The following is an 11,020-nucleotide window of genomic DNA, read 5'->3' as shown; positions in this document are numbered from 1 at the left end:
GACATATCCTTGACGATAACTGTCCCGACTTTCCCTGCTTCAATGTCTGCAAGCATGGCTTGAAATCCGGGTCTTTGAAAAGCTGACGTTAGATAACGATACTTTTGAAAACACTGGAAAATCAAGGTTTTTCGAGCGACGGACAAGCAGGGTATTGTACTAAAAACTGAATACGACGCAGAAGCGGCGTTTCTTACTCTCTACATGGGAGAACAGGAACGCCGCTTTTTTCATGCCCTTTGTTACGCAGTAGGGGCAGAAAAAGCCTTGCTACAAGCGGTTTTGCGGGTGTGTATCTGGCGCGGCAAGGGATTTATACCTTATTCCCCGAAACCGCGCTTCTACTGCGTAACAAATCCAAAGCAAAGGAGCTATGAACTATGGCAGTTTTCAGAGTGGAACGGAACAAGGGCTACACCGTAATGAGCAACCACCACCTACGCAACAAGGAGCTTTCCCTAAAGGCAAAGGGGCTGTTGTCGCAAATGCTGTCACTCCCCGAAGATTGGGACTACACCTTGAAAGGCTTATCCCTTATCAACCGGGAGAAGATAGACGCTATCCGCGAAGCCATTAAGGAGCTTGAACGCGCCGGGTATATCGTCCGTTCAAGGGAGCGCGACGAGAAAGGACGCTTGCGGGGCGCGGACTATGTGATATTCGAGCAGCCGCAGCCGCCTACGCCGGATTTACCAACATTGGAAAATCCAACATTGGATAATCCAACACAGGAAAAACCAACATTGGAAAAACCTACGTTGGAAAATCCAACGCAATTAAATAAAGATATACAAAGAACTGACTTACCAAAAAAAGAAAAAATAATTACTGATGAACAAAGTACCCATTCCATTCCTATCCTTTCCCCTAACCCCTCTCCTTGCAGAGAAGCGGCTACGCCGCCGGAACGGAAAGGAACGGAAGCGACAGCACAGAGCGCAGTTGATATATACCGGGAAATCATCAAGGACAATATCGACTACGACATTCTCAAACAGGACATGAAGTTTGACAGTGACAGGCTTGACGAGATTGTAGACCTCATGCTTGAAACCGTATGCACCGCCAGAAAGCGGGTACGGATTGCGGGGGACGACTACCCGGCAGAGCTTGTGAAATCTAAGTTTATGAAACTGGACGGCGAGCATATCCGCTTTGTGCTTGACTGTATGCGGGAGAACACAACGAAAATCCGCAACATCAAGCAATATCTGAAAGCAGCCCTTTTCAACGCCCCGTCCACTATCGGCAATTATTACACTTCCCTTGTCGCCCATGACATGGCAAGCGGCGCACTGTCACCGAAAAAGCCGCAGTACGGCGACCCGGACTATTATTCATGCAACGAGGGCGAAAGCCTGTAACCACCCACAACCACAAAAGGAGGATTTTATTATGGCACAGAAAATGACAGGAGCATTGGTATTTGACGAGCGCACCGACCGTTACGACATCCGCTTTGACTTAAACAGCTACTACGGGGGCTTGCATTGCGGCGAGTGCTTTGACGTATTCGTGCGGGGCAAGTGGAAGCCGACCCGGATTGAGTACGGCGACAACTGGTATCTTGTGGGTATCAGAGCCGAGGACTTGAACGGGCTGCGGGTGCGTATCTGACCGCCGCCCCATAAAGAAACGCGAAAGGAGGACGCGACAAATTGCAGGACGAAGTAAACGAAAAGACCATAGCCCTTTACATCAAGACCGGGAAGCTGACCGCGCAGACGCTCCAAAAGGCAATGAAAGCCATACTGTCAAAGGGCAAAAAGCAGCTTGCAAAACCGCCACAGGGCAAGCAGAGCTTAAAGCAGCTTATGAAGCAGAACGCGGGCGTTTCCAACATTGAGATTACCGAGGGCAATATCAAAGCCTTTGAGAGTACGGCGAAAAAGTACGGTATCGACTTTGCGCTGAAAAAGGACGCGACGGAAAGCCCGCCCCGCTATCTGGTTTTCTTCAAGGGGCGGGACGCGGACGTGCTGACCGCCGCCTTTAAGGAATTTTCCGCAAAAAAGCTGACACAGGAGAAAAAGCCCTCAATCCGAAAGCTGCTCTCTACCCTCAAAGAAGCTGCACAGGGCAAGAACGCGGAACGGGCAAAGGTCAAGAACAAAGACAGGGAGGTATCGCTATGAAGCCGGAAATCAAGAAGCTGCTTATCTTAAATCTCCCGTATCTGCTCTTTGTCTGGCTCTTTGATAAAGTGGGCGCGGCTGTCCGGCTCTCCCCCGGCGCGGACGCGAGCGCAAAGCTGCTACATCTTGGGGACGGTTTTACCGCCGCCTTTTCCAGTATCGCGCCGAGCTTCCACCCGGCAGACTTAGCTTTAGGCATTGCGGGGGCGGTCATTGTCCGGCTGATTATCTACACCAAAGGCAAGAACGCGAAGAAATACCGCCGCGGGACAGAATACGGTTCGGCGCGTTGGGGCGGGGCTGACGACATAAAGCCGTACACCGACCCGGTATTTGAGAACAATATCCCCCTAACGCAGACGGAACGGCTTACCATGAACAGCCGCCCGAAGCAGCCGAAATACGCAAGAAACAAAAATATCCTTGTAATCGGCGGTTCCGGCAGCGGCAAGACCCGGTTCTTTGTGAAACCGTCGCTCATGCAATGTACGTCAAAGGATTTTCCAACGTCGTATATCGTCACTGACCCGAAAGGAACACTGATTTTGGAAACCGGGAAAATGTTACAGCGGTACAAATACCGTATCAAAGTGCTAAATACGATTAACTTCAAAAAATCCATGAAATACAATCCCTTTGCCTATCTGCGGAGCGAAAAGGACATTTTGAAGTTAGTCAATACCATTATCGCCAACACCAAAGGCGACGGGGAAAAATCCGGCGAGGATTTCTGGGTGAAAGCGGAAAAGCTCTACTACACCGCGCTAATCGGCTATATCTGGTATGAAGCCCCGGAGGACGAGAAGAACTTCACGACGCTGCTTGAAATGATAAATGCGTCGGAAGCCCGCGAGGACGACGAGGACTTCCAGAACCCGGTTGACCTCATGTTTGAACGTCTGGAAGAAAAAGACCCGGAGCATTTTGCAGTCAAGCAGTACAAAAAATACAAACTTGCGGCGGGCAAGACCGCAAAAAGCATACTTATCTCATGCGGCGCGAGGTTAGCCCCATTCGACATTAAGGAGCTGCGGGAGCTTATGGAAACCGACGAAATGGAGCTTGACACCATAGGCGACAGAAAGACAGCCCTTTTCGTGATTATCAGCGACACCGACGACACCTTTAACTTTGTCGTGAGTATTCTCTACACACAGTTATTCAACCTTTTATGCGACAAAGCAGATGATGAATATGGCGGGCGGCTTCCCGTCCATGTTAGGTGCTTACTTGATGAATTTGCGAATATCGGGCAGATACCAAAGTTTGAAAAGCTCATTGCAACGATACGGAGCCGGGAAATCTCCGCGTCAATCATCTTGCAGAGCCAGTCACAGCTAAAGGCAATCTACAAGGACAACGCCGATACCATAGTCGGCAACTGCGACACCACGCTTTTCTTGGGCGGCAAGGAGAAAACCACCCTCAAAGAAATATCGGAGATTTTAGGCAAGGAAACGATAGACAGCTTCAACACTTCCGAAACCAGAGGGCGGGAGCTTTCGCATGGGCTGAACTATCAGAAATTGGGAAAGCAGCTTATGACGGAAGATGAAATCGCAGTCATGGACGGAGGGAAATGTATCTTGCAGCTACGCGGGGTGCGCCCGTTCTTTTCGGACAAATTCGACATAACGAAACACCCGAAATACAAGTACCTATCCGACGCAGACCCGAAGAACGCCTTTGACATGGAAAAGCACCTTAAACGCCGCCCCGCCATTGTCAAGCCCGACGAGGTTTTTGACTATTACGAGATTGACGCAGCAGACTTACAGGAGGACGCAGACCATGAGGAAACGTAGCGCAGAGGAAAAACAAAAGCAGCTTGAACGGTTTTTAATGAATGTTGCGGAAGCCGCCGACGCTGCATTATGGGAGTATTGGCGGGAAAAGGAAGCGGAACACCGCCGTTTTGCAACGGAGTATGTCACGCGCCGGGGGCTTATCCCGCAACAGTGACAGCATGGCAGACCGCCGGGGGACAGGGGAAGCTACACTTCCCCTACGCTGCCTTGCGGCAGCTACCCCTTTGTGAACTTGCGGGAAGCGAACACCTTGCTACGCAAGCTATTCACTTCCCGCAAGTCTGAAAAAAACGTCCGGCAGCACAGCGGGACACAGAAAGGAGCGATTGAAGCAATCACATCTATCCATACCGGCTACATGATACGCGCCCCCACTTTCCGGCGCAGTACACAGCGGCAGGAGCCGCACCCCTTACAACTGAATACCGCCGCGCCGCAGGACTTACGCAGCGCGGGGACAGCCGCCTTTACCAGAGGGCGGTTTTTTTATGCGGCGGCGACCATACGCTGACCGCCTTTTGTCCGCTTGCCGGACAGCCGCAGACGCGGCAGAAAGGATATATTTATGGCATTTTTCAATAGCGCAGTAGACGTTTTGCAGACCCTTGTTGTAGCACTTGGAGCCGGGCTTGGTATCTGGGGCGTGATTAACCTCATGGAAGGCTACGGCAACGACAATCCGGGCGCGAATGCTCATGTGCGGTAAAGTAATAAAAAGATTTAGGTAGCCGCCTTAACTATTCCTAAATAAGATAATATGCACAGTATTTTCTCGTAAATAGAAAATAAATTATTGCATTTTACCAATTATTATGTTAAAATGACAATGTAACAAAGAGCTATGTATTTTTAAGGAAAGGGAGGAACTTATGAATTAAAGAAAATCTATTTTAGCACTTTCAGTAGTAGCTGGAATTGTAGCTGCTCCAATGACTGTATTTGCCGCTCATACTCATAGTTGGGGTTCTCCCCAGTACTATGGATATGAAGATGAAATGCCTGGTATATATGATGACTGGGATAAATGTGCGACACGTCATGTATATAATTACAAACAATGTTTAATTTGTGGAGAAGTAAGCATTTATGAAGTTGAGACGATTGAAATGTCTCACAAATGGGTGAATGGTGCATGTGTATATTGCAACAAAGGTTACGCGAAAGAGATAAATTAACATAGTATCATTACCGGCAAGTTTATAATCAAAAAATAGAAAGCATTGAGAATATTTCAAAATTTCTTGAAAGTACTCTCAGTGCTTTCTTTGATAATATGAAAGGAGAAATAAATGCAAAAAAAACAACTTTCTGTATTAGTACTAATTATTTTATGCTTTTTATTAGGATGTAACAGAGAAACACCAAAAGATGAATCTCAACAAAATTATGAAGATGAATCTAATATTTCTAAAACAAATGGAGAAGAACTTGTAAATATAAACAGTGAATTGTTAGGTTCGACTCCTTTTGATATCCAAATCGATAAAACAGCATTGCAGACTAGAAAAGAAACAGAAACAGAAGTTACAATAAAGACAAATTTAACAGACTGGGGTTATACTGTTTCTTCTGAAAAAGGGAAAATATCTGATATAAATAAAAATTCATTCATATATATAGCACCTAAAGATGAGAGGGATGATACTATAAAAATACAATTATCGGACTATGAAAATGGCATATCATATGAATATACAATTCCACTTATTTTTGCGGGAAACAATGAACATTCTTTAGATAAATTCAAGGAAAATCTTTCAAGATTACCTAATAGTTAGTAAAGAGTCGATAGACTAAAGTACCACCATCCTCTTTTATTTCAACTGAATATCCATCCCGCCGCACCGCAGCGGCACATGAAGCAGTAAATCCGAAAAAGATTTGCTGCTTTTTTTGCGTCCATTTTTGGCAAATTTCCAAAAGTTCCGTATTAGACAGTGAAACCAAAAAAGGCTGCCATTTTTTTCAGACAGCGGGCAAAACGCAGCTTCCGAAACGCCTTATTGTCGGGAAAGACCGAGCCGCCGGAAAAGTTCTTGCCGGAAAGTCCGTCCATTCTGCTCTTTTGTGGTTTGTAGGGAGTAAGGGAAAAACGCCAGCCCGCAGCCTTTTATAAAAAAAGCTGGTTATAGATTTTCTGAAAAAGTGGCAGTAGCAAGTGAACGGCAGGCCGGCAGTTTCTTAGAGCAAGATTCTACCGAGGTGCCAAAATTCGCTTATCGCTCATTTTGCCCCTGCGGGAATCTTGTTGGGGAGTGCCTTCCCCAAACCCTGCTTATGCGGCTTGCGCCGCTGAAAAACCCCTCAAAATATTTTTCGGATTTTTCAAAAACAGTTCCGCTTCACACCCTGTTTTTCTCCTATTAGTGAGAGGACACCACGCACAGAAAGGAGGTCAACCACCTATGAAACGATACAACACGCCGCACCGCAGCCGGGTAGTCAAAACACGCATGACCGAGGAAGAATACGCCGAGTTTGCCCAGCGGCTTTCTGCTTACCACATGAGCCAAGCCGAGTTTATCCGGCAAGCCATAACCGGGGCAGCCATACGCCCCATCATAACCGTTTCCCCCATCAATGACGAGCTGCTTGCCGCTGTCGGGAAGCTGACCGCCGAATACGGGAGGATCGGCGGCAACTTAAACCAGATAGCCCGGACGCTGAACGAGTGGCACAGTCCCTATCCGCAGCTTGCCGGGGAGGTACGGGCGGCGGTTTCCGACCTTGCTGCCCTAAAGTTTGAAGTCTTGCAGAAAGTGGGTGACGCTGTTGGCAACATTCAAACATATCAGCTCTAAAAACGCCGACTATGGCGCAGCGGAAGCCTATCTCACATTTGAGCATGACGAGTTTACCATGAAAGCCACCCTTGATGAAAACGGGCGGCTGATACCGAGGGAGGATTACCGCATTTCTTCCCTCAACTGCGGGGGCGAGGATTTCGCTGTTGCCTGTATGCGAGCCAATCTCCGCTATGAGAAAAACCAAAAACGGGAAGATGTGAAAAGCCACCACTATATCATCAGCTTTGACCCACGGGACGGGACAGACAACGGCTTGACCGTAGACCGGGCGCAGGAGCTGGGCGAGCAGTTCTGCAAGGAGCATTTCCCCGGACACCAAGCCCTAATCTGCACCCACCCGGACGGGCATAACCACAGCGGGAATATCCATGTGCATATCGTCATCAACTCCCTGCGGATTTACGAAGTCCCGCTTCTGCCCTACATGGACAGACCAGCCGACACGCTGGAGGGCTGCAAGCACCGCTGCACCAACGCCGCTATGGAATATTTCAAGAGCGAAGTCATGGAAATGTGCCACCGGGAGGGGCTTTACCAAATCGACCTCTTGAACGGCAGCAAGGAACGGATAACCGAACGGGAATACTGGGCGGCAAAGAAAGGGCAGCTTGCCCTTGACAAAGAGAACGCCGCCAGAGAAGCCGCCGGACAGCCGACCAAGCCCACCAAGTTTGAAACGGACAAGGCGAAGCTGCGCCGGACGATACGGCAGGCACTTTCCCAAGCTGGCAGCTTTGACGAGTTTTCTTCCCTTTTGCTGCGGGAGGGTGTGACCGTCAAGGAGAGCCGGGGGCGGCTTTCCTACCTCACGCCGGACAGGACAAAGCCTATCACAGCCCGAAAGCTGGGGGACGATTTTGACAAGGCTGCTGTCCTTGCCCTGCTCACGCAGAACGCCCACAGAGCTGCCGAACAGACCAAAGCCATACCCGAATACCCTGCCGCAGTTAAAAAGCCGTTACAAGGGGAAAAAGCTGCAAAAACCACCCCGGCAGACAACACCTTGCAGCGCATGGTTGACCGGGAAGCCAAGCGAGCCGAGGGCAAGGGCGTGGGCTATGACCGCTGGGCGGCAAAGCACAACCTAAAGCAAATGGCAGCTACCGTTACCGCCTATCAGCAGTACGGCTTTTCCTCCCCGGAGGAACTGGACGAAGCCTGTTCTGCCGCCTATGCCGCCATGCAGGAAAGCCTTGCGTGGTTGAAGCAGGTGGAAAAGACGCTGAACGGGAAAAAGGAGCTGCAACGGCAGGTGCTTGCCTATTCCAAGACCCGCCCTGTCCGGGACGGGCTGAAACAGCAGAAAAACGCCAAAGCAAAAGCAGCCTACCGTCAGAAGCATGAAAGTGACTTTATCATAGCAGACGCAGCCGCCCGCTATTTCAGGGAGAACGGCATTTCCAAGCTGCCGAGCTATAAATCCCTGCAAGCAGAGATTGAAAGCCTTATCAAAGAGAAAAACAGCGGCTACAACGATTACCGGGCAAAACGGGAGGAGTACCGCCGCTTGCAGACTGTCAAGGGCAATATCGACCAGATTTTACGCCGGAGCGAGCCGCAGCGCAGAAAGGAGCAGAGCCATGAACGGTAATATCCCCCGCATGGACTACCGCCAGTACCGGGCAGCCCGCCGCCTTGTGCATGAGTGCTGCAACTATGACAGCGGGAACTGCCTGCTGTTGGAGGACGGCGAGCCTTGCGTGTGTGTACAGAGTATCAGCTATTCGCTGCTCTGCCGCTGGTTTACCGCCGCTGTCCTGCCCCTTGATGAAGCACTGGAAGCCGCCCTCTTGCGCCGGGGAAGCCGGAAACGCTGCGCTGTCTGCGGGGCGTTCTTCTTCCCAAAATCCAACCGGGGGAAATACTGCCCGGACTGCGCCGGACGCATGAAGCGGATAAACGCCGCCAAACGGAAGCGGAAACAAAGGGAGAAATGTCACGCTTTAGGGCATTTCAAACCCGCATAAATCAAGGCTTTTTTGGAGGGTGTCAAAGGGTGCGTGATACATTTATCCTTTTCCCTTAAAAACGCCCCCTAAAAGCGTAACAGAACCCACAGACAGACACCACAAGGAGGTGAACCCTATCGCTGATTATATGACCGCAGGAACGGAGCTGCCCGCTTACCTGCCTTACCCCCGTTTCCTGCTGGAAACAGACCTATCCCACACCGCAAGAGAGTTATATGCGCTGCTGTTAGACCGTTCCACCCTTTCGCAGAAGAACGGCTGGCAGGACAGCGAGGGACGGACATACATTGTCTACCCCATAGCAGAGATAGCGGAAATGCTGGATAAAGGCTGCACCACCATAAAGGGCGCACTGAACGAACTGGACGCTGCCGGGCTGCTGGAACGCAGACGGACGGGCTTTTCTGCCGCCAACCGTCTGTATGTGAAAGTGCCGCCTATCCCAGTGGTACAGTTTTCCGACCAACTGACGGACGGAAAACCGCCCCTCATAAGGGCGGGAAACCGACCAACTGACAGCCGGAAAACTGACCTTATGACGGTCGGAAAACCGTCCCCTAACCAAACTAATATAAACAACCTAATAGAGAGCCAAACAAAAGGAGCGAGTGAGGGGCAGCCCCCCGCCGCTTATGGCAGATATAAAAATGTATTTCTTTCTGACACAGAACTTTTGGAGCTGGAACAGGACTTCCCCGGCAAGTGGGAGTATTACCTTGACCGCCTTTCCTGCCACATCGCTTCCACCGGGAAGCAGTACCAGAGCCATGCAGCCACCATTTACAAGTGGGCGCAGGAGGACGCTGCCAAAGAGAAGCCAAAGAAAGGCATACCGGACTATTCATTCAAGGAGGGAGAAAGCCTATGACCGATACAATCCACAACACCATACTGCCTATGACCGACACCACAGCCGAGCCGGAGGATTACACCGGGGAGGACGGGCTTTTATACTGCGGCAAATGCCGGAAACCCAAAGAAGCCTATTTCCCGGAGGGCAAGACCTTTTTCGGGCGTGACCGCCACCCGTCAGAGTGCGACTGCCAGCGGGCAGCCCGTAAGGAACGGGAAGCCGCCGAGAAGCGGCGCAGCCACCTTGAAACGGTGGAACGGCTGAAACGGCAGGGCTTTACAGACAAGACCATGCAGGACTGGACATTTGCCAACGATAACGGCAGCTGCCCGCAGATGAAGAACGCCGCCGGATATGTGGCACGCTGGGAACAGATAAAGGACGGGAACTACGGGCTGCTCTTGTGGGGCAGGGTAGGCACTGGGAAAAGCTATTTTGCCGGGTGTATTGCAAACGCCCTCATGGAGCAGGAAGTCCCGGTGTGCATGACAAACTTTGCAGCAATATTAAACGACCTTGCCGCCAGCTTTGCGGGCAGGAACGAATATATTTCCCGCCTTTGCAGCTTCCCCCTGCTCATCATTGACGATTTTGGAATGGAGCGTGGCACAGAATACGGTCTGGAACAGGTCTACAATGTGATTGACAGCCGCTACCGGAGCAGGAAGCCGCTGATTGTGACGACCAACCTCACGCTGGAGGAATTGCAGCACCCGGAGGACACCGCCCACGCCCGGATTTATGACCGCCTGCTTGAAATGTGTTCCCCTCTCTGCTTTACCGGGGAGAATTTGAGGAAAGCCGCCGCACAGGGAAAAATGGAACAGCTGAAACGGCTGCTTGCCGGAAAGGAGATTTGCCTATGACCGACACCCAGAGAAACAAACGCCCTGCCCGCCGCCCGGACTGCGTGACCGAAACGAGGATAGGCAACACAATCCTTGTGGTGTCTGGCTTTTTCAAGGAGGGGGCGACCGACACCGCCGCTGACAAGATGATGAAAGTGCTGGAAGCAGAAGCCGCCGCCGGATATTTGACCTGTGATAAGCCTGATTGAAAAACCGTCATTTTTACCGACCGTAAAGAAGCAGATTTGACGCTTTTGCCGCTATACAGACAGCCGCCCCATGTGGTACAATCAAGGTACGGAATAGTGGGGCTGGCTGTCGGAAACGGAGGAATTTATGTTAAGACAGACCACCCAGCAACTCATTACCGCCCTTTACCCAAGACTGTCCCATGAGGACGAGCTGCAAGGCGAGAGCAATTCCATTTCCAACCAAAAGAGGATTTTGGAAACCTATGCCAAACAGAATGGATTTTCTAATCTGCGCTGGTACACCGACGACGGTTATTCCGGTGCGAACTTTCAAAGACCCGGATTTCAAGCCATGCTTGCAGACATTGAAGCAGGGAAAGTCGGGACAGTTATCGTCAAGGATATGTC

The 11,020-nt window shown here is 50.5% G+C and carries 13 protein-coding genes and 2 pseudogenes; 14 read left to right on the top strand and 1 reads right to left on the bottom strand.

Translation table 11 applies throughout. The annotated features are described in order from the left end of the window. Positions 1–95, bottom strand: a pseudogene (locus tag GPK90_RS19775) (recombinase family protein); the annotation flags it as partial. Between the two features lie 285 nt (positions 96–380). Here GPK90_RS19775 and GPK90_RS09990 point away from each other — a divergent pair. The 14 genes and pseudogenes from GPK90_RS09990 to GPK90_RS09925 all read left to right on the top strand — a co-directional run. Further along, entirely contained in the window at positions 381–1,364 is a 984-nt protein-coding gene (locus GPK90_RS09990) for a DUF6017 domain-containing protein (protein ID WP_008978068.1), read from the top strand. 31 nt (positions 1,365–1,395) lie between these two features. Next, entirely contained in the window at positions 1,396–1,617 is a 222-nt protein-coding gene (locus GPK90_RS09985; protein WP_002569164.1) for a DUF5348 domain-containing protein, read from the top strand. Between the two features lie 41 nt (positions 1,618–1,658). After that, entirely contained in the window at positions 1,659–2,135 is a 477-nt protein-coding gene (locus tag GPK90_RS09980) for a PcfB family protein (RefSeq protein WP_002569165.1), read from the top strand. Next, complete coding sequence (locus GPK90_RS09975) at positions 2,132–3,940, top strand: VirD4-like conjugal transfer protein, CD1115 family (protein WP_016289916.1); 1,809 nt, start codon at positions 2,132–2,134, stop codon at positions 3,938–3,940. Before GPK90_RS09980 ends, GPK90_RS09975 begins: the two co-directional genes overlap by 4 nt. Further along, a complete protein-coding gene (locus GPK90_RS09970) occupies positions 3,927–4,097 on the top strand; it encodes a hypothetical protein (protein WP_002569167.1) in 171 nt (56 codons plus the stop codon). The genes GPK90_RS09975 and GPK90_RS09970 overlap by 14 nt, the downstream gene beginning before the upstream one ends. A gap of 411 nt (positions 4,098–4,508) precedes the next feature. After that, positions 4,509–4,637: pseudogene (locus GPK90_RS09965) on the top strand (Maff2 family mobile element protein); the annotation flags it as partial. A 595-nt stretch (positions 4,638–5,232) separates the two neighbouring features. Then, positions 5,233–5,721: a hypothetical protein gene (locus tag GPK90_RS09960; protein ID WP_002569239.1), complete on the top strand. Its 489-nt coding sequence runs from the start codon at positions 5,233–5,235 to the stop codon at positions 5,719–5,721. 627 nt (positions 5,722–6,348) lie between these two features. Beyond that, positions 6,349–6,744, top strand: coding sequence for a plasmid mobilization protein (locus GPK90_RS09955; RefSeq protein WP_002594236.1), 396 nt, complete (start codon positions 6,349–6,351; stop codon positions 6,742–6,744). Continuing rightward, positions 6,716–8,341: a relaxase/mobilization nuclease domain-containing protein gene (locus tag GPK90_RS09950; protein ID WP_002594235.1), complete on the top strand. Its 1,626-nt coding sequence runs from the start codon at positions 6,716–6,718 to the stop codon at positions 8,339–8,341. The genes GPK90_RS09955 and GPK90_RS09950 overlap by 29 nt, the downstream gene beginning before the upstream one ends. After that, complete coding sequence (locus GPK90_RS09945) at positions 8,331–8,717, top strand: cysteine-rich VLP domain-containing protein (RefSeq protein WP_002594234.1); 387 nt, start codon at positions 8,331–8,333, stop codon at positions 8,715–8,717. Before GPK90_RS09950 ends, GPK90_RS09945 begins: the two co-directional genes overlap by 11 nt. Before the next feature lie 130 nt (positions 8,718–8,847). After that, positions 8,848–9,588: a replication initiator protein A gene (locus tag GPK90_RS09940; RefSeq protein WP_002594233.1), complete on the top strand. Its 741-nt coding sequence runs from the start codon at positions 8,848–8,850 to the stop codon at positions 9,586–9,588. Beyond that, positions 9,585–10,439 carry an ATP-binding protein gene (locus tag GPK90_RS09935; RefSeq protein ID WP_002594232.1) on the top strand — a complete coding sequence of 285 codons (855 nt, stop codon included), beginning with the start codon at positions 9,585–9,587 and terminating at the stop codon, positions 10,437–10,439. The genes GPK90_RS09940 and GPK90_RS09935 overlap by 4 nt, the downstream gene beginning before the upstream one ends. Continuing rightward, positions 10,436–10,630: a transposon-encoded TnpW family protein gene (locus tag GPK90_RS09930; protein WP_002594231.1), complete on the top strand. Its 195-nt coding sequence runs from the start codon at positions 10,436–10,438 to the stop codon at positions 10,628–10,630. Before GPK90_RS09935 ends, GPK90_RS09930 begins: the two co-directional genes overlap by 4 nt. A gap of 127 nt (positions 10,631–10,757) precedes the next feature. After that, positions 10,758–11,020, top strand: a 263-nt coding sequence (locus GPK90_RS09925; protein WP_215702869.1) for a recombinase family protein, incomplete at its 3' end; no start/stop codon positions are given.

Source organism: Clostridium sp. MCC344, assembly GCF_018785365.1.
In the GTDB taxonomy this organism is placed as follows: domain Bacteria; phylum Bacillota; class Clostridia; order Lachnospirales; family Lachnospiraceae; genus Pilosibacter.
This window is presented reverse-complemented; position numbering and strand designations above follow the sequence as displayed.